Source organism: Bacteroides sp. GM023, from assembly GCF_014750685.1.
In the GTDB taxonomy this organism is placed as follows: Bacteria; Bacteroidota; Bacteroidia; order Bacteroidales; family Bacteroidaceae; genus Bacteroides.
The window spans coordinates 556,200-577,598 of record NZ_JAAXGE010000002.1; the positions used below are offsets into that span (position 1 = coordinate 556,200).

Annotated in this window: 12 protein-coding genes; 9 read left to right on the top strand and 3 right to left on the bottom strand. The window is 48.2% G+C overall.

The genetic code is table 11. The annotated features are described in order from the left end of the window. Positions 1-141 precede the first annotated feature (141 nt). Positions 142-609 carry an Lrp/AsnC family transcriptional regulator gene (locus tag HC965_RS04655; protein ID WP_191030357.1) on the bottom strand — a complete coding sequence of 156 codons (468 nt, stop codon included), beginning with the start codon at positions 607-609 and terminating at the stop codon, positions 142-144. 156 nt (positions 610-765) lie between these two features. Between HC965_RS04655 and HC965_RS04660 the strand changes: the two genes are divergently transcribed. Next, entirely contained in the window at positions 766-1,203 is a 438-nt protein-coding gene (locus HC965_RS04660; protein WP_191030358.1) for a DUF2000 domain-containing protein, read from the top strand. A gap of 324 nt (positions 1,204-1,527) precedes the next feature. Continuing rightward, complete coding sequence (locus HC965_RS04665; protein ID WP_191030359.1) at positions 1,528-2,805, top strand: ATP-binding protein; 1,278 nt, start codon at positions 1,528-1,530, stop codon at positions 2,803-2,805. On the opposite strand, the gene HC965_RS04670 is transcribed toward HC965_RS04665, so the two are convergent. After that, entirely contained in the window at positions 2,745-6,755 is a 4,011-nt protein-coding gene (locus HC965_RS04670; RefSeq protein WP_191030360.1) for a hybrid sensor histidine kinase/response regulator transcription factor, read from the bottom strand. The genes HC965_RS04665 and HC965_RS04670 overlap by 61 nt on opposite strands. Before the next feature lie 266 nt (positions 6,756-7,021). Next, on the bottom strand, positions 7,022-8,455 hold the full coding sequence (locus tag HC965_RS04675; RefSeq protein ID WP_191030361.1) for a sialate O-acetylesterase: 1,434 nt from the start codon (positions 8,453-8,455) through the stop codon (positions 7,022-7,024). A 275-nt stretch (positions 8,456-8,730) separates the two neighbouring features. Here HC965_RS04675 and HC965_RS04680 point away from each other — a divergent pair, with 275 nt between their 5' ends. Genes HC965_RS04680 through HC965_RS04710 form a run of 7 tightly spaced genes read left to right on the top strand, consistent with a single transcriptional unit; the run spans position 8,731 to position 21,384 of the window. Further along, a complete protein-coding gene (locus HC965_RS04680; protein WP_191030362.1) occupies positions 8,731-12,003 on the top strand; it encodes a TonB-dependent receptor in 3,273 nt (1,090 codons plus the stop codon). 29 nt (positions 12,004-12,032) lie between these two features. Continuing rightward, on the top strand, positions 12,033-13,844 hold the full coding sequence (locus HC965_RS04685; protein WP_191030363.1) for a RagB/SusD family nutrient uptake outer membrane protein: 1,812 nt from the start codon (positions 12,033-12,035) through the stop codon (positions 13,842-13,844). A gap of 20 nt (positions 13,845-13,864) precedes the next feature. Then, complete coding sequence (locus HC965_RS04690) at positions 13,865-15,679, top strand: heparinase II/III family protein (RefSeq protein ID WP_191030364.1); 1,815 nt, start codon at positions 13,865-13,867, stop codon at positions 15,677-15,679. A gap of 21 nt (positions 15,680-15,700) precedes the next feature. Next, positions 15,701-17,638, top strand: a complete 1,938-nt coding sequence (locus HC965_RS04695) for a heparinase II/III family protein (RefSeq protein ID WP_191030365.1) — start codon at positions 15,701-15,703, stop codon at positions 17,636-17,638. Positions 17,639-17,646: 8 nt separating this feature from the next. Beyond that, the gene (locus HC965_RS04700; RefSeq protein WP_191030366.1) at positions 17,647-18,828 is read left to right on the top strand and encodes a glycoside hydrolase family 88 protein; all 1,182 of its coding nucleotides are present in this window, start codon (positions 17,647-17,649) and stop codon (positions 18,826-18,828) included. Between the two features lie 11 nt (positions 18,829-18,839). Beyond that, positions 18,840-19,313, top strand: coding sequence for a hypothetical protein (locus tag HC965_RS04705; protein WP_191030367.1), 474 nt, complete (start codon positions 18,840-18,842; stop codon positions 19,311-19,313). Positions 19,314-19,344: 31 nt separating this feature from the next. Continuing rightward, a complete protein-coding gene (locus HC965_RS04710) occupies positions 19,345-21,384 on the top strand; it encodes a fimbrillin family protein (protein ID WP_191030368.1) in 2,040 nt (679 codons plus the stop codon). Positions 21,385-21,399: the final 15 nt, after the last annotated feature.

Sequence of the window (21,399 nt, forward strand, 5' to 3'; positions counted from 1 at the left end):
TGACATTTTTGTTTTTCCCCGTATAATACTTAAGATAAGAACAAAAATGTCACAAATGATTTCAAGGCAATAAAGTAGGAATATATATTGTTGGATATAAAATAATTCACTTGATAAATATCTTTGTTTTGAAAAACAAATCTACTTTTCTATATTCAGAACCGTTGTATGCTTAATTTCGCTAAGGACAAACGAGCTTTGCATTTTCACAATCCCGTGTACTTTGGTCAGCTTTTCAAAAGCAAACCGGTTGTAGGCATCCAAGTCCCTGACGACAATCTTCAGAAGGAAATCGTAGATGCCACCTGTGGAATAACATTCCATAATCTCATCAATATTCTTTATCTCCTCTTTGAAACGCTGGATATGCTCATCATCATGTACGGCCAATGACACATTACAAAAAGCGATAAGTGGTAAGCTCACCTTTTTATTGTCTACCAGTGCGACATATCCTTTGATATACCCGTCGTTTTCCAGTCGTTTGATACGTTCATAGATTGGAGTCTTAGAGATATGAAGCTGTTCGGACAGTTCTTTGGTATTCACCTTTGCGTCCTGTTGCAGTGATTGAAGAATCCTGATATCCGTTTCGTCTAATTGTGCCATAGTCTTTTTTCCTGTTTTTAATGTTTTAGAATCTCTCATTCAGGAAGAATGTATAGAAATAATAGCAAAAATAGGAAAATTATCGTATGTGATTGTCAGATATAGGAAAATAATCTATTATCCATAACTTTGCACCAACCAAAGATATAAATAAACATGGGAACAGAAACTCTTTCGAGCGCCACACACAAGTGTGTTTTAGTGATTGACAATGCCCAACCTACGGGCGTAGTAGCGAATATTGCCAGTGTATTATCCATGACACTCGGCTGCAAAGTCGATAATATTGTCAGTCACGATGTATACGACAAACAAGGGAAAAAACATTTGGGCATCACCCAACTGCCTATCCCCATACTTGGAGCATCCGGAGACAAAATAAAAGAGATATATAGCCACTTCCTCTCCTTAGATCTGGACAATGCGGTTTTAGTAGACTTCTCTACCATCGCCCAGCATGCCAGGACATACGATGAGTATGAACAGGCGATGGCTGAAGCAAACGATGATGAATTGCATTATATCGGTATCGGCATCTGTGCGGAGAAGAAAGCGGTGAATAAAGCTACGGGTAATTTGAGCCTGATTCGGTAAATCCTTTCTTCTTGTCATCCTTTCTTGATTGAATGATAATAGCTGCTATTAATTATTAGATAAATGTTCTTTGTAAAACACACTTTTAGAGAGAAAACGTTCTTTTCAAATAACACTTTTCTTCTGAAAGTGTGTTTTCTAAAGAATTTATAGACTTTGTTGTTATAAATCATAGGGTAAGATAGTTTTTTAGTATCTGGTATGAGTCTATTTACCTAATTATGTTTAGGCAAAATGGTGATTTGTAGGAAACATAATTAGGTAAATGAACTAATCTTCTTATATTTGCAGGAATTGAAAGTTATCATAAAAACTGATTTTGGTATGGAAAAGACTCTGATACGCCAGAATGCCCAATGGAACGGCAAAATGTTCGATCACTTGTGCCCAAGAGACATCATGGACAATCTTTTGAAAAAGAAAACGATGCGTCACGTCCAGATACTGACTGGTGTACGTCGTTGTGGCAAATCTACCGTTTTCAAACTATTAATCAATGACCTACTACAATCGGGAGTGAGTGGTAAGTCTATTCTTGTACTTAATTTGGATGATCCGCAGTTCATTCCATTCTGGGATGATTCTTCCAAATTATTCGGGGTGATAGAAAATGCGGAGCGTTTGACGGGAGAGAAAGTGAAATACCTGTTTTTGGACGAAATACAACATTTATGTGATTGGGAGATATTCGTAAAAAGTGCTTATGACACTGAGATATTTGAAAAGATATATATTACGGGGTCTAACTCGCAATTGTTACAGAACCGTTTTTCCGCCTTGTTGTCCGGTCGTTATTTCGAGAATGAAGTGCGTCCGTTTTCTATTCGGGAAGTTTTTCGTTCGCAAGGAATAATGACTTTGCTTGATTGCTATACTCAAACACCGAAAGTTCTACGTATCATGGATAATGTCCTTTCTACGGGTTGTTTTCCTGAAATAGTATTAGGTGATGCCGATGAGGACATCAAGCAGGAATTATTGAAAAGCTATTTCGAGTCCATTGTGCAGAAGGATTGCATCGTTTATAGTGGCATACGTGACACCCATTTGTTCTTTCGTCTGGTCAGTTACTTAATGCAAAATATGGGGAGCCGTTTTTCTATACCGGCTGTGGGTAAGGCGCTGAAAAGCAATGAAAATACAGTTGCGTCCTATCTCAACTTTTTGTGTGACAGTTATATTTGCGTCGATGTGCGTAACTTTTCTTATTCTTTGAAAGAGACTTCCCGTTCCCAGCATAAGTGCTATTTCATAGACAATGGTCTGGTTTCAGCCAATGTATTTCGTTATTCTCCACAAAGTGGAAGTGCCTTGGAGAATCTCGTTTATAATGAATTGAGGAATAAAGGATATGAGAATATTTCATTCGACAATAGCAAGACGGAATGTGATTTTTTGGCATATAAAAACGGGAAAGCTTATGGCTTTCAGGTTTGCTATGAACTGAATGACATGAACCTGAAACGTGAACTGTACGGATTCGAGCTGGAAAATGTGGTACTCGAAAAGAAAACCCTGCTTACCTACAACCAGAAGAAAACTTATGGGGATATTGAAGTCGTTCCTTTTTGGGAATGGGTTATGTCCCCACCTTTCACATAATCCTTCGGCAATATCCCGAATTGCTTCTGAAAGCAACGGGCGAAGTACGAAGGATTATTAAACCCTACGATGTAGCAGACTTCGTTAATCCGGTACTCCCCTTCGCGCAAAAGTTCTCCGGCAGTCTTGAGCCGTATCAGCCGGATATAGTCATTGGGTGGCATGCCGCTAAGTCCTTTTAGTTTGCGTTGCAGGTTGGAGCGGCTGACAGACATCTCTTCCGCCAGCTTATCAATCGTGAATTCCTCGTTCGTGAAGTTGCGGGTGATGATGTCATTCACCGTGTTTATCCATTTCACATCGGTTTTGTTCATCAATGCCTGGTCATACGACATATTAGGCACACTTGTGAAGTGGTTGAACAACATACGCCGGTTTTCCAGCAGGTTGTTGATAGTCGCTTTCATATGATTCAGGGAGAAAGGCTTCTCGATATAAGCGTCCGCTCCATAATCAAGACCGGCGATTTTCGAATCAATGCTGTCGAGTGCCGAAAGCAGGATGAAAGGAATATGGCAAAGCATATGGTCGGAACGGATGGACTTTAGGAGTTCGAACCCGTCCATGTGCGGCATGACGATATCACTGATGATAAGGTCTACCGTCGTTGTCTCGAGACATTCCAGGGCTTCCCTGCCGTTGGTGGCGGTATGGATGGTATAGGCATTTCCCAGGTTCTTTGCCAGAAATTCCAGCATATCCGTCGTATCTTCCACTACAAGGAGGGAATAACCGCCCGTTTCCGTTTCCTCTTCCGATGCGGGAGCCTCATCGGGCATGGAAGTAATGGAAGGGCTGACGGAGATACTTTTCTCCAGATAAGGAATCTCGACACAAACCTCGCATCCTTCCGTATAACCGGGATTGATATATACTTTCCCCTTATGCTTCTCTACCAACAACTTGACAAGACTCAATCCGATGCCCACTCCCGAACCGTTATTGCTCGTATTTCCCGCCTGATAGAACGGTTCGAAAACCTTGCTGCATTCATCCTGCGGAACTCCCGGCCCATCATCGCGCACACAAAGAGAAAGCATGCGCCCGTCGGCAGACAGATGCTCGTCCAAAATCACCATAATACGCGTGCGGGCATACTTCATGGCATTCGTCAGCAGGTTGCTGACAATCTTGGTCAATGCTTCCTGATCTACATTATAGCGTAGATGCCCTTTCGGCAAGGACACACTGAAAGAGATGCCCGTCAGGGAAATGGCACGGAAACGTTCGATTACTTCCTCTATCATCCTATTGATGTCTACTTCGTTGAACGAAAGAGCATATCCCTCTTTATCGACTTTGCGGAAATCAAGCAGTTGCCTGATAAGTTCCATCAGTCGGTTGGTGTTCTTTTGTATGACAGACAGGTTACTTTCCACTTCGCTGTTCCACTCGTGCGTCTCCAGAATAGCTTCCAACGGAGCTTTTATCAGACTGACAGGCGTCTTTATCTCATGCGCCACCTGCGTAAAGAAAGTTATCTTGGACTGGAACAGTTCCTGATTCTTTATCTGCTCCATCTCTTTCATCTTTCTTAGCTTCATCGCCTGCTGCTTGCGCAGATAGAGCCGTACCAACAGATAAAGCAGTCCGCAGATAACCAGCAGATAGAAAATCTTGGCATAAATCGTTTTCCAGGGCGGCGGAAGCACTTCAATATGCAGGCAACCATCATCATTGCTCCAATATTCATCATTATTGCTCGACTTCACACGAAAAGTGTACTCTCCCGGCGGCAGATTGAGAAACGATACATTATTCTTATCCGTATAAATCCAATCTTTATGAATCCCGTCCATCTTGTACGCATAGAGATTCTTGCCCGGAGCCACATAACTCAGACTCTCGAACATAATATCGAACGATACTACCTGATAAGGAATCGTAACCCTTCCACTAAGAGCGGATATACGCTTGCTAAGGCTTATCTTATCATCGGGACTGTGCATATATACAGCCGAAATGGAAGCCGTAGGCTTCACCTTGTTGATAGACAACTTGAACGGATAGAAACAGTTGAATCCGTTCACGCCCCCGAAATAAAACTTACCGTCACTGGCTTGCAGGGAAGAGCGGAAGTTGAACTGGTTACTTTGCAATCCGTCTTCGATGGTATAGAGTTGCGCCCGCTTGTTCTGTGGCTCGTACCGAATCAGTCCCCTGTTGGAAGAAAGCCAGTAATTGCCGGACTGGTCGTCCAGTATGCCGTAGATAATGTTGTTGGGAAGATTCTCCTTCGTGGAGAAATTCTCGAAATTGTCCTGCTGATAACTGTAACGGCAGATGCCGCCCCCTTCGGTGCAGAACCAAAGATTCTGTTTGTGGTCGATATACACACGAATCACCCAGTTGCTGCAAGGAGAAGACGGGTCGTTGGGAATGTTGCGATAGTTGTGCAGCTTGCCCGTGTTGCGGTTGTAACGCCATATGCCATCCCTTTTGCTTGCCAGCCATAAGTCGCCGTGTTGGTCTTCGACCATATCATAGATGAAGATATGCCCTAAAGGTTCCAATGTCCGGAAGGAATCGTCTTCCGGGCTGTACCGGCAGAAGCCGGACAACGTGCCGAGGTAAATGCTGCCATCTCTCGTTTGGTAGATGGAATAGATATGGTCGTTCGGAATCGAATGCGGGTCGGCACGGTTGTGACGGTAATTTTGAGTCTTTCCCGTCTGAATATCCAGGATATATAAACCTCTTGAGAAACTGCCAATCCATAACTTCCCCTCATTATAGAGCAATGCGTGAATGTTGTGATAACCGATGTTGGGATTGCCGCTTTTTAGCAGATGGTTTTTAAATTTCCGGGTGCGGGGGTCAAACACATTCAGTCCGCCGTCCTCGGTGGCAATCCAGATATTGCCATCGGGGTCTTCGCAGAATTGGCTGATAACATTGCCCGAAAGCGAGTTCTCCGTTCCGTTAGGATAATACCATTCGATATCCTTATGCTTGGGAGACAGGTAACTTACTCCGCTGAAATACGTACCAATCCAAATCCCCCCTTCCCTATCCTGATAACAGGCATAGATACTCTCTTTATTTTGTTCGTCATCAGTGGACAGACACTCTCCGGTGGTCGTGTTGAAGGTATAGAGTCCGTCGTCGGAGCCGAGATAGAAAGAGTTGGCGGTACGCTGAAACAGTGTGCGGATGCGCGGAATGGTAAGCGTATCCCCTTCGCCGAAGTAATAACGGAATTGCCCCGTCTCCTTGTTGAAACGAGCCAGTCCGCCATACCATGTACCCGCCCATAACACCCCTTGGGAACTCTCCATCAGGGAAATAATCTCATTGCAGGCAGGACGTCCGAAGGACGTTTCCTCGGAGACATAACCGGTGAAGTTGTCCGTGCGCTGGTTGTATTTTGCCAGTCCGTTCCGGGTTCCTATCCATATGGTGCCGAACGAATCGTTATAAATCACCCACACATGATTGTCCGGCAACGAATGAGGGTCAGAGAAAGAATGCAGATAATGCTTCAACGTACCTTTCTTTTCATCGTAGACAAACAGTCCGTTGGCTGTCCCAATCCACAGTTGCCCGTAGTCGTCATAAGCCATTCCGAAAGCGCTGTTCACCGTCACTCCGTCTTCCGTCTGCTTGTCGAATACGGCGAACTTCTCTTCGCGCGAATCAAATAGATACAACTTCTCCGTACTTGCTACCCAAATATGCTTGTTATCCTGGTGGCGGCAGATGGTCACTATATTCATATAGCTGTTTCCGCCGTTTTCCGAAGAATGCCCGTAGTTGGTAAATTCAATGCCGTTGAAACGATTCAGCCCGTCCTGCGTGGCAAACCACATATATCCGATGCTGTCCTGAAGGATGCTGCGGACACAATTGCCTGATAGCCCCGACCTTACATCATATTTCTTGTAAATATTGGCGGAGAGCGAGGAAGCCAATGCAAACAAAATGCATATGGGAAGAATGAATCGTTTCATAATAAGTTGCCTTTCTTATTTATCCGGTTCGATTTAGTTTTCGTTGATATATACCCCTCTGCAAGGTATTCCAGCCCTGTTTATCGGGCATATATACTCAACGTGCAGGAGCTATATGCCCAACGCGCAGGAGCTATATGTCCAACATGCAGGAGCTATATGCCCAACATGCAGGAGCTATATGCCCAACATGCAGGAGCTATATGCCCAATACGCAGGAACTATATGCCCAATAAACAGTGTAATAACCCCCTTCGCGAAGACTCTTATTTCACCTCATCCCACGTATCGGTACGGAATGGAAAAGCACTCAGCCCGAAGGTGTTGCGCAAGGTGATATTTCCTGCATAATTGCGGAACGCATAGCGGACGGCTACCGGTTGGGCAACCTCTTCGCTCCATACTTCCACCGTGTTGGTACGTCCCACGATTTTCGCTTTTGCCGGGTGGAACTTCTTGTCGGCTCCCGCTATCTCGAATCCGTCCAGTTGGGAGAAAGTAGGGAACAATCCGGCGGGAGCATTATCGAATGTCACTATCGCCTTGCTGTCGGAGTAGTCTACTTTCGTCATCACCGGGCCGTTGGACGGCAGTCTGCCGATACCATACGTTTTGGTCAGCGCAAGAGTAGCCAACCTGAGCCCTACGATATTCTTCTGCGGCGGATGGATACAGAACTCGTCGCCGATATCCGTAGTAGGCACGATGCCCGAATTTGGAATCGTTTTCAGCGCTTCCATTTGCGCTTCGCGCAACAGGGCGCCATCTATATTCCGGCTGTTCTCATATCGGTAAGGAGCAATCTGTACATAGTAGAAAGGCATATCGGGAGCTTCCCACATATTTCTCCACAGTTGCACCATGGCAGTCATCATCGGTGCGTAGAACTGGTGGTATCCCCGGTTCGATTCCCCCTGATACCAAAGGAAACCGCGTGCCGTGAAATTCTTCACAGGACACAACATCGAGTTGTACAGGCATCCCAAACGCTGATGTATATCCCGCTTGGAGCTTTTGGCAGCTTCCATGTCCACCCCTTCGATAGAGCCCAGTGTCTGTTCGTCCATCCATGCTTCGATTCGCGAACCGCCCCAACTGCTGATAACCAGTCCCACAGGGAGATGAAGGCTTTCCGTCAGTTGACGGGCAAAGAAATAAGCTGCGGCACTGCAATCAATCGTCGTTTCGGGTGCTGACATCTCCCATTTCCTTCCTTCGAAATCCGTGCGGCGTTCGATGTTCTTTGTCCTCGGCACGGTGATAAACCGGATACGGTCGCGGTAGTTGCCCGCATTCAGAAGAGTTTCGAGCGAATTATCAATAGGTTGCGCCGAATTACCCATCATGCGCATTTCCATATTAGACTGACCGGAGCAAATCCATACCTCTCCTATCAGAATATCCGAGAGAGTGACCGGAGTTCCGTCACTGATTGTTATAGAATAAGGAGTATAACCACCGGCAGGCGTATCCACTTTCACCAGCCAGGCTCCGTCCTTGTCGACAGATGCCTGATAAGTCCGGTTGTTCCACGAAGTAGTGACAGTCACTTTCTTGCCGTCCGCCCATCCCCATAACTTGACGGAGCTGTTCTGCTGAAGCACCATATGGTCTCCCATCATTGCGGGAAGTTTAACTTTGCTTTGTGCGAACGGAAGGAATAAAAGAGAGAAAGCAAGAATCAAGAAATGTCTTTTCATAACTATTATAAAAATTAGATATTAGATGATTGATATACATACAGGTATGCATGCAAAAATACAACCTATTTTTAAATATAGGATAAGAATCCCTAGTCATTTTCTGATAAAAGCTAGTCGAAATCTTAAAACCTTGTTTTTCCTTTCCATTCTCCGCCGAATTTTATTAATTAGTGGCATCAATCGCCTAAACTGTATTATTAGATTGGTTAAATAACCCATTTCTTTGCACTGTGAGTATTTAACAACCTAATTGTTTCATTAAATCTAATACAATGAAAAAGAAGCATTACCTTTTATTCCTATTGGCTTCGCTCTTTTTACTGACGGATGTGGTGTGGGCACAGACCTCCGTAACGGTAAGTGGAGTAGTGACTGATGAGAACGGGGAAACCCTGCCGGGTGTTTCCGTTGTCGAAGCAGGTACGACCAATGGTGTACTGACCGACCTGAGCGGACATTATACCCTGAAAACAACTTCTGCCAAACCTTCCATTTCTTTCAGTTACATTGGTTATGAGACGGCTACCCTTCTGCTGAACGGGCGTACCAAACTCGATGTACAGATGAAAGTGGAAACGAAAGTGCTGGATGAAGTAGTAGTGATAGGTTACGGCACACAGAAGAAAGTGAACCTGACCGGCTCCGTGACCTCCATCAACTTTGCCGACCAGACGGAAGGCCGCCCCATCATGAGTGTCTCTTCTGCCCTTTCGGGACTTGCGGCAGGTATGAACGTGACGCAAGGTTCGGGACAACCCGGTTCGGACGGTGCCACCATCCGCGTGCGTGGTAACGGCACTTTCAATACAAACTCCCCGCTTGTACTCGTAGACGGCATCGAATGGAGCATGGACAACGTGAACCCCAACGACATCGAAAGCATCTCCGTACTGAAAGACGCTGCCTCGACCGCTATCTACGGTACGCGTGCCGCCAACGGAGTTATCCTCATCACCACCAAAAGCGGAAAAGGCAAACCACAGATTTCCTACTCTTACTCAGGAGTCGTGCAGATGCCTTACAACAAACTCTCCTTTGTCAGCGACTATGCCCGCTACATGGAACTGGTCAACGAAGCATCCGAAAACGTGGATACCAAAGGCATCTTCTCGCAAGAGAGCATCGACCGCTGGCGTTCCGCTTCCGCCGACCCCTACGGGCTGAATGAGTACGGCGTCCCCAATTACGTGGCCTACCCGAACACCGATTGGTTCGACGAAGTATTCGACACGGGATTCTCGCAGGAACACAACCTGTCCGTATCCGGCAGCTCGGAGAAAGTGAAGTATATGCTCTCCCTCGGCTACCTCGACAACCAGGGAGTGATGAACCGCTGGAACCTCGACTCAAGTACGCAGAAGATTAACTTCCGCACCAACCTGGAAGCAAAGATTGTGAAATGGCTCACCGTCGGCACCCGCCTTTACGGGCAAAAGCAGGATTACGGCATGGCTAATATCAGCAACGGCTTCAAATATCTGTATCAGACCACCCCGGGCGTCTATCCCGGCGAACCGAACTACTGGGGACGTGCCGCGCTGGCAAGTGAAGAATCTTCCAATGCCAACAACATCTTCGGTCAGATGGCGGGAGCTACCGGCTTCAACACCGTGTGGCGTCTCAATGCCTCGGTCTACGGAATTATCTCCCCCTACAAAGGGCTCAACATCGAAGGTACATTCAACTATTCGCCGACTTTCACCGACCGGTCTTCCTATAGCCGCCAGAACGGATACTGGGACTACGTGACCGACCAGCGCGTCAGCGAGAGTGCTCTGGAGAACGCTTCCATCACCAATACAAGCGCACGAACCTGGCGTCAGAGCGCGGAAATACTGGTGCGCTATAACACTACCATCAAGAAAGACCACGACTTGGGCGCCTTGCTCGGCTATTCCGCACAGGAGTATTATAGCAAGAGCTTCGCCGTCTCCCGCAAAGGAGCGACGGACTGGACACTGAACGAACTCAGCACCTACGAAACACTGGTAAGCTCTTCCAGTTCGTCACCCGCCAAATGGGGGCTCATCTCCTACTTCGGCCGTGTCAACTACGGATATAAAGGACGTTATCTGTTTGAAGCCAACCTTCGTGCCGATGCTTCTTCCCGTTTCGGCGTGAACCAGCGTTGGGGATACTTCCCCTCTTTCTCCGGTGGATGGCGTATTTCGGAAGAATCCTTTATGCAACCCACTAAAGACTACCTTTCCAGCCTGAAACTGCGTGTCTCATGGGGAAAGACGGGCAACAACTCTACGGGCAACTACGACTGGCAAGCCAATTATGCCACAGGCAATGTTGTCATCGACGGTGAAGGAACGAAAGGGCTTGTACGCAAGAAACTGAGCAACGACAAACTGCATTGGGAAAGTACCGCCACCACCGACATCGGTCTTGACTTCGGCTTCTTCAACAACCGCCTGACGGGTGAGATTGACTACTACAATAAATATACCTCGGACATTCTCTATCATCCCGAACTCTATCTGTCGATGGGTGTCGTAGAATCCGCCCCCGAAAACCTTGGCGAAGTGCGCAACCGTGGTATGGAATTTACCCTCAACTGGAACGACCGTATCGGTAAGGACTTTGAATACAGAATAGGAGTGAACTTCTCCTTCAACGCCAACAAGGTGATGAAATTCAAAGGAAAACTCCAGAAATACTGGACGTATGACGCTGAAGGCAACAAAGTGAGCTACGTCAACAACTTCAGCGATGTGGCAGAGTCCGGTTTCAGCGGATACATCTCCGAAGGCCGCCAACTGGGTGAAACGTATATGTATAAAGTGTACAGAGGTTCCGGCGAAGGGTATACCGGCGGTGCGGTAGACATCCATGCAGGCCCGAAGGACGGAATGATACGTACCAAAGAAGATATGGTATGGGTACAGGCGATGATTGACTCCGGCTACTCGTTCGGTGGAATGAAAACCATCGCCAAAGACCAGCTTTGGTATGGCGACATCCTCTATGCCGACAGCAACGAAGACATGAACTACGGCGATACGAACGACCGGGACTTTTCCGGCCATACCAGTGTGCCGAAGTACAACCTGGGCTTCAACTGTGCCTTCTCTTACAAGAACTTCGATTTCTCCATGTTGTGGGCAGGCGCTTTCGGACATTACCTCAACTGGAACACGGATTATTATAACTCGACACTCGTCAGCCACGGATACGGCATTATCGAGCATATCGCCGACAACCATTATTTTTTCGACCCTTCCAACCCGGAAGATTCCCGTACCAACCAGGCAGGCAAATATCCCCGCCTCACCTACGGAACGACCTATAACAACCGAATCCAAAGTGACTGGAACGAATACCGCGGCGATTACTTCAAACTGAAGAATATCCAAGTCGGCTATACATTGCCGCAACGAATCTCCAACAAGTTCTTTGTCAACAAGCTCCGCGCCTTTGTGTCAATGGACAATATCCTGACGATAACGAGCTATCCGGGACTCGACCCGGAGATAGGAACGGCCATCGGCTATCCATTGATGCGTCAGATTTCTTTTGGCGGGCAGATTACCTTTTAACGATGTAGAATTAAAAAACAGAATCTGATATGAAAAAGATATTAATGATTTTAACGATGGCTTTGGCCGCCACTTCCTGCATGGATATTCTCGATGTGGCTCCCGAAGACCAGATAGCGAGTGAGAACATGTGGACGACGGAGGAACTTGCCGACAAAGGGATGGCAGGGCTTTACTATCCGTTCTATGCCACACAGCTTTCTTCCACCCAGCTCCGCCGTGCCGACGGACTGAACCGACAAGGTATCGAAGCGATGGGCTTTGCCACCGATTATTATTCAAACAACTATCCGGTGGAACTGCTTTCGTTGGCTACCAAACCCGCCAATGACTTCCAGGTGTGGTATGAGTGGAAATTCTGCTATACCATCATCCATGCGTGCAACGACGCGATTGCCAATCTTCATAAGGCAGGTATGTCCGCGTCCAAACTGGCGCGTTACCAGTGCGAAGCCCATTTCCTGCGTGCCTGGGCATACCACCGTCTGAATATGCTCTATCAGGGTGTCCCCATCTACCTCGAACCTATCAATAATGAGGATTGTACCCTTGGTCAGTCGTCAGCCGATGATGTATGGCAAGTAATCCTGGACGACCTGACCTATTGCATCAACACCCCTGACTTCCCGGACAACACCTTGAGCGAGAACTACGGCCGTCCTTCAAAGGGCGCGGCTTATGCGCTGCGCGGCATGGTATATATGTGGAAGAAACAATACAAGGAAGCATGCAGCGACTTCAAAGCGGTGGAAACTTGTGGCTACGGACTGTGGACGGGCGAATATGCCGACTTTTTCATCTATGAGAACGAAAAGGATAAGGAAATGATTTTCCCGCTTCAGTTCAGCGAAGAGACGGGCTATTGTGATAATATGCAGCAAATGACAGGCGCACGTGATACGTATGACGGCTGGACAGAGATAAAACCTTCCGCAGACTTTGTGGACTATTATAAGAATGCCGACGGCTCGGACTTCAAATGGTCGGAAGTGGACGGACTGGAAGACTGGGACTTGCTGACTCCGCAACAGCGTGAGATTTTCTTCTGCCGTGACGGACTGGAATCCATGTCTTCCCAAAAGACCGCGCTTATCAAGCGGGTAGGCGAAGATGTGTATCAGAAATATTATCTGAACAGCGGCAATGAAGCGCGTATCAAAAAGGCGTATGACAACCGCGACCCGCGTCTGCAACAAACGGTAGTCACCCCTTACGTCCCGGTAGACTGCTACAAGCCTAATTATGCCGGAGACGCCAATCAGATAGGCAAGCAAGCCCGCTGGCCGCTGAAAGAGCAGGGAACGAATGGCGGAGACTTCTGGTTGGACAAGCGTACTTCGGCTTTCTATTGCTACCGCAAGTACAACGAGTTCGAGAAAGGACGTCTTATCAGCCGTAGCCGTTGCCATACGGACTGGCCGTTGATTCGCTATACGGACGTACTGTTGCAGTATGCGGAAGCATTGGCGCAGACCGATGAAATCGGAGAAGCCATCCGCCTGGTGAATAAAGTACGTACCCGCGCCCATATGCCTGCACTGACAGAAGGCGGTAGCGGTGCGTGCGCAGTGAACGGAAAGGAAGATATGATTGAAAGAGTGCGCTACGAACGCCGCGTGGAACTTTGCCTGGAAGGTATCAACTTCTTCGACGAAGTACGTTGGGGAACGTATAAAGCAACCAAATTCCAGGGAAAAGACGTGAATGGCGGTAAGTCCTGGTGGGGCGATATGGTAGAATATAACTGGTATTACACCGATTATATATGGCCGTGGACTGCTCCTATCAGCGAGACACAGAAGAACCCGAACTTGACTAAACGCAGCGGTTGGGCTTATTAATCAGCTAGAAAAGAAGATAGATGAAGAAGATACTTTTATTATTACTCATGGTTGTGTCCGGTTACACAAGTGTATTTGCGCAGCAGTTTGATTATGACAAAATAGCGCCCCATCCCCGGTTGTTATTGCCGAAGGGGGGCGAAGAATCAGTCAGGCAGGCGATGGCGGAATATCCGCCGCTGGCTGCTGTTCACCGGCGGATTATGAAACTCTGCGACCGGACACTTACAGAACAACCTGTGGAACGTATCATGGAAGGCAAGCGCCTGCTGGCGATTTCGCGCATCGCGCTGAAGCGTATCTACTACCTGTCCTATGCATACCGCATGACGGGAGACGTGAGATACGCCCATCGTGCCGAACAGGAGATGCTGGCTGTCAGCCGTTTCACGGACTGGAATCCTACCCACTTCCTGGATGTGGGCGAGATGGTAATGGCATTGGCTATCGGCTATGACTGGCTGTATGACTCTTTGCAGCCCGAAACCCGCCGGATAGTGCGCGAAGCCATCGTAGAGAAAGGATTCGATGAGGCGAAGAACACCCGCCATGCCTGGTTCTATACAGCCAAGAACAACTGGAACTCCGTATGTAACAGCGGACTGGCGTATGGTGCGCTGGCTCTCTTTGAGGAGATTCCCGAAGTGTCGAAAGGAATTATCGAGAAGTGTATGGCGACAAATCCGAAAGCGATGGTAGGTTATGGCCCCGACGGCGGTTATCCCGAAGGGTTCGGATATTGGGGGTACGGGACAAGTTTTCAGGTAATGCTCATTGCTGCGCTCGAAAGTGCTTTCGGCACAGACAATGGGCTCTCCCAAGCCCCCGGCTTTATGGAGTCCGCCCGCTTCATGCAGTACATGACGGCTCCCGGTGGAGATTGCTTCTGCTTCTCCGATTCTCCGGTAGAGGCGGAGTGCAATATGATGATGTTTTGGTTTGCGGGGAAGGAGAAAGACCTCTCTTTGCTGTGGATTGAACGTCAGTATCTCGACCGGCCGGAAATGCAGTTTGCCGAAGACAGGCTGTTGCCCAGCCTGATGGTTTTCGGTTCGCAGCTCGATTTGAAGAATATCAGCCGTCCCAAAAAGAACTTCTGGTTCAGCCGCGGCGATACGCCTGTATTTATCTATCGTGGCGGATGGGATAGGACGGAAGATACCTATTTGGGTGTGAAAGGCGGTTCGCCTTCCACTTCGCACGCACACATGGATGCCGGTTCGTTTATCTTCGAGAGAGACGGCGTGCGCTGGGCGATGGACTTGGGCATGCAGAGCTATATCACGCTCGAAAGCAAGGGAGTGGACTTGTGGAACATGTCGCAGAACGGACAACGGTGGGAAGTGTTCCGACTAAGCAATATAGCGCACAACACGCTGACGATAAATGGTGAACGGCATCTTGTAGAGAGCAATGCTCCGATTACCCGTACTTTCGAGTCGAAGAAGCGGAAAGGGGCGGAAGTAGACCTGTCGAGCGTATTTGCCAACAGCGTGAATAAGGCCGTTCGCACGGTGATGCTGGATAAGAAAGATAACCTGGAAGTGACAGACCGCTTGGAGACGGGCGACAAGGAAGCTGCCGTGTCCTGGATTATGGTAACTCCCGCCGATGCCAGGATTGTAGGCAAAAACCGGATTGAGCTGACAAAAGACGGTCAGCGGATGCTGCTGATAGCGGAAACGGACACGGAAGCGGAGATGAAGATTTGGTCGAACGTCCCCCCGCACGAGTATGATTTCCGCAATCCGGGAACGCTTCGCGTGGGCTTTGAAACCGTGATTCCCGCCAACCGTACCTCGCAACTGAAAGTACGGCTTATTCCTTTGAAGTAATACAAATAAATTCATTGAACCATGAAAACGATTCTTTTTAAAACAATCATCATAGCTTTCTTTGTAGGGATGACCGCCGGTTGTTCCGACGAAGACGAGAACAGATTCCGTCCGGGTTCCACCCATGAAAAACCGAACCCCACGGAGCCCGAAGGCGGACTGGATTTCTCCAAACTGACTGCGGACAATCATCCCCGCCTGTTGATGAACGATGAGGCTTTCACCGCGCTGAAGGCGAAAGTAAATGCCAATACGAGCGCTAACCTGACTTTGCTTCACAACACCATCATGGGCGTATGCAATAGCAAGGGGATGAACGCGGCAGACCTTGTATATAAGCTGGATGCCAGCAATAAGCGTATCCTCGACGTATCCCGTGATGCCCTGCTGCGTATTTTCACTTGTGCCTACGCTTACCGCATGACGGGCGACGCAAAGTATCTGACGAAAGCGGAAAAGGATATAAACGCCGTCTGCAACTTCCCCGACTGGAACTCCAAGCGCCACTTTCTCGATGTAGGTGAAATGGCAACGGCTGTCGCCTTCGGCTATGACTGGCTTTATAACGAACTCAGCGCAGCCACCCGCACGAAAGCAGCGAACGCCCTGCTGAAATTTGCTTTCCAGCAGGCGCAGGAGAAGAACTGGAACCTGAACTTCTACGAAGCGACCAACAACTGGAACCAGGTTTGCAACGGCGGACTGGTCTGCGCGGCACTGGCTTCTTATGAGAACAACCCTTCGGAAGCGAAAGACATGATTGAAAAGGCGCTCGAATCGAACAAGCCGGCCTTGGAAGTGATGTATTCCCCCGATGGAAACTATCCCGAAGGCAGTGGCTACTGGTGCTACGGAACGCTGTATCAGGTATTGATGCTCGCCGCCCTTGACAGCACGCTAGGCACGGACAACGGACTTTCCTCTATTCCGGGATTCTCAAAGACAGCGGAATATATGTTGTATATGACAGGACTTAACAGCAAGTTCTTCAATTATTCGGACTGTGCCCCTTCTTCTACGGCGGCGCTGGCTTCGTGGTGGTTTGCCGATAAATACAATAATCCGTCATTGCTCTACAATGAACTGAAGATGCTGAAGAACGGTGAATATGCTTCCTGTGCCGAAAACCGCTTGCTGCCGATGATTATGGCTTTCGCCAATAATCTGAACCTGGACGCGGTTTCCGCCCCTTCCAATAAGCTGTGGAGCGGAAAAGGGGAAACTCCCGTTGTGATGGTACATACGGACTGGACGTACACCGATACGGATAAGTATCTCGGCATCAAAGGCGGTATGGCAGGTTCGAGCCACGGACATATGGATGCAGGCTCATTCGTGTACGATGCGTATGGAGTGCGTTGGTCGATGGATTTCGGCTTGCAGAGTTATACTACTCTCGAGTCGGTACTGGCAGGCTTGGGCGGTAACCTTTGGGATATGGGGCAGAACTCGATGCGCTGGGATGTTTTCCGGTTGAACAACCTGAATCATAGTACCATCTCCATCAATGATGCCCGTCACCGGGTAGGCGGCGCGGCTACTTTGACCTCTACGATTAATACGGCAACGGAGCTCGGAGCTATCTTCAACCTGACGGACGTCGTATCCGACCAGGCTGCATCCGCCACCCGCACCGTGAAAATCGTAAACGACGAAAACCTGGTAGTGATAGATGAAATAAAGGCACGCACGGATAAATCGGCAAAAGTGCGCTGGTGTATGGTGACTCCCGCCGTTCCTACCGTAGAATCAAACCGGATTGTGCTGACAAACGGAAGCAAAGTGATGTATCTCACCGCCAGCGGAACCGTGAAGCCCAGTTACAAAACCTGGAGCACCACGAGTGAAAACTCCTACGACCAGGCCAATCCGGGCACTTACATGGTTGGCTTTGAAGCAACTGTCACAGCCAATCAGACTGCTTCGTTTACCACTACCCTCACCCCCAAACAAAATTGATTGAACGTATGAGAATCTTATTATTATCTATACTTGGACTTTTGACATTGGCTTCCTGTTCCAAACAGGAGTCGATGGAAGCATTGATTGACCGTGTGTTTTCCGTTGCGGAGCAGCAGTACATACATATGGATACCCGTCTGACAGAAAAGACGCTTCCCCGCACCCTCTCCGCCGACGGCGAGTTCGTGCCTTCGAATATCTATTGGTGGTGCAGCGGGTTCTATCCCGGCTCCCTGTGGTATATCTACGAATATACGGGCAATGAGCAAGTGAAAGCACTTGCCGAAAAGAATACGCTGAAATTGGACTCCATACAATATGTGACCAGAGACCATGATGTCGGCTTCCAGTTGAATTGCAGTTACGGGAATGGTTTCCGGCTGACGGGCAACGAGGCTTATAAACAGGTGCTCTACCAGGGAGCCAAATCCCTTTCTACCCGCTTCAACCCTACTGCCGGAGTGATTCGTAGCTGGGACTTTGTGCGCAAGGGTTGTGACTGGAAGTTTCCGGTGATTATCGACAATATGATGAATCTGGAATTATTGCTCTCCATGTCGAAAGCCTATGCCGACGACGTATTGCAGAATATTGCCTGTACGCATGCCAATACGACTATCCAGCATCATTTCCGGGATGATTATTCCACGTATCATCTGGTGGACTATGATCCCGAAACCGGACAGGTGCGCGGCAACCAGACCGTGCAGGGATTCTCGGACGATTCTTCCTGGAGTCGCGGACAAGCCTGGGCTTTGTATAGCTATACGATGATGTTCCGCCTGACCGGTTATCAGAATTACCTGTTGCAGGCCGGGCATATTGCCGATTTACTGATTCGCCGTCTGCCTGCCGACGGTATTCCTTACTGGGATTTTGATGCTCCGGTAGACGGGCAGACTTACCGGGATGCTTCCGCCGCGGCTATCATGGCTTCCGCCTTTATCGAACTAAGCCGTTATATCCCCGGAACGGAAGCGAAAGAGTCTTATCTGGCAATGGCGGAAAAGCAGCTCCGCACGCTTGCTTCAAAAGAATATTTGGCAGAGACGGATACCAACGGGAATTTCATCCTGAAGCACAGTGTCGGCGCACTGCCTGATAAGAGCGAAGTGGATGTCCCCCTGACCTATGCCGATTATTACTTTTTAGAAGCATTACTGCGGTATAAGAATCTACAAAAATAAAACTAATACATATGATTATGAAGAACTTATATATAAGAATGGCATTTGTCTCCGTATTACTGCTGGCAATTGCCGCCTGCTCGGACAAGGATGACTCGGCACCGCGTGTCATTCCTACCATGACCCTGACTGTTTCGGAGGTTGTTGACAATACGGCTCTGATTGCTTCCGAACAAAAGACGGGAACGACTTTCGGAGCGAAAGTGCTTGAGTTTTATCCGGTAGCTGACATTGGCTTTGACTATAACATTGAAGTGAAACTGGTGAAATTCGTAGAAGAGAACGGAGTGCCTGTATCTCTGCCTTACACCCGTAAGATAGCCGAAGGGCTACGCCCGGGAGTCAACTATATCACTGCCATCATCGCCTACAATGACGAAGGACGTGCCGTGTGTTCCGCTTTTCAGACCTGGAAGGCATCAGGAACGGAAGGTGCATGGAGCGATGGCGGTTCCGCGGGTGATTTGGACGAGAATGAGTGGTAAAGGAAGGATGTAACTCTAAAGAATGAATGGTATGAAAAATATATTATTTGTAATAGGTGCAATGGCTCTGATAATGGCAAGTTGCACGCAGGACGAGATTGTTTCGTCCGACAATGGCAGAGAACCGGCCAATTCAGGTTCATGTCTGACTTTGGTAGGGCTCTCGTCTCCGCAGACGCGTGTTTCTATCGGCGATAAAGCGGGTGATGTGTATCCGGTAATTTGGAGTGAGGGGGACGCTTTGGGTGTCTTCTCACGTACGGCAGGAACGGACATCAACAATGTGCAGTCGTTATTGAGCGATGAATCCATCGGGCAAAACTCCGGTACTTTTACCTCGGACGACGTGAAGATGGCGGAAACGGGTGCTACGGAACTTCTTATCTACTATCCTTACCGGGCAAATACGGCATTGGCTGAAAGCGGTAACAAGATTACCGCTTCCCTGCTTGTCGAACAGGAACAGAGTCGCCCCGGAGATAGCCATCATATCGGAAAGTATGGCTTTGCCTACGCCAAAGCAACGGTCAGCAGTCCGGAAATGCTGGCCAAGTTTACCTTGAAGCACGCGATGGCGTATGTGAAATTCAGTATCGCTTCCCAGGAGCTTTCCACCTATAAGTTGAAAAGTGTTTCTCTATATGACAAGGATGCGAAAACCCCTCTCTCCGGTACATTCACTGCCAATCTGGATACAGACGAGCTGACATTCGGAGCGGAAGCGAAACCGTATGCCACTGTTTCCCTGGCAACTCCCGAGTTGCTTGCTTCCACACAGGACATCTATCTGACTACATATCCTGCTGACTTGACCGATAAGCCGGTATATATCGTCGTTACTTTGGAGAACGACCAGCAGACTGTTACGATTCCTATTCGTAAAGAGGGCAAGGAATTGAAAGCGAATGCAGTCAACACGATTGCTATCAATAATCTGAAGCTCTCGGATAATTCCTGCGAATGGTATGAGCCTGTGGAAACGCGTCTGTTGGCAGGCGGATGGGCATATGGTGAGTCCAACTGTCTTTTGACAGATATTTCTACCAGTGGTGTGAGCAATACGATTAGTGTGAAGGCACGCGGTAACTTCATGGAAGTGGAAGAACCCAAATATGCAAAGACGATTCTCGGCTGTGACTTGAATGTAAATCATAAGATGATTGGTGTGAATGGAAATACAACGGATATTTCTCCTGTTGCCGGTGATTATACCATCACAATCAATACGTATAAGGTGAGCGGAGGTTATGACGGTGGTTGCGGCCAAGTGGCTATCTATGGAGACGACCAGACTACTGTATTATGGAGTTTTATCGTATGGATGACTCCTACTCCGCAGGAACAGGCTTATGGTAACACAGGCTATACAGTACTGGACCGTAACTTGGGAACTTACATGACGGGAGAAGGAAACAACTGGAAAGCCAATGGCGTCTATTTCCAATGGGGACGTCCCACACCGGTCGGCTGGTCGGGAACCGTAGGTACGAACATTCCTACAAAAGCGACTGATGTCCGCTTCTCTATCGAAAATCCCCGTTCCCTGCTTTATACCAATGAAGTAGAAAATACGAAATCCGACTGGTATTTGGGTGCCTGGACTGGTGCACGTACCGACCGTAAAGATGATTTTTGGGGTAATCCGAACGAATCGAGTACTTATCTCAATCCTTCCGATGGGCATAAATCCATTTATGACCCTTGTCCGAAAGGGTATCGGGTTGTCTCTCCCCGCGTCCTGAACGAGATAGAGCAAAAAGCGGAATTTGTGAAATTGAGTTCGATCGCAGTGCTCAAATACTGCTATGATGGTATGAACTATGCTTATTGGCCGCTGGCAGGCTGTAAGTGGGGCTCTAATGGTGGTAATAACGGCAATAACACAGGCTTGGACGCAAGTAAAGGTGCTGCCTGCTATTGGTCTAACTCATCGGCCAGCAGTTATGGAAATGATAAAGACCAGGGAGCTACTTCCCTCTATTATAAAGTACTCGATACTACCTGGACACATTCATCCGGCCGCTCTCATGCTTTCTCCGTGCGTTGTATGAAGGATACGGAGAACCGTTGATTTTATGATTATGTA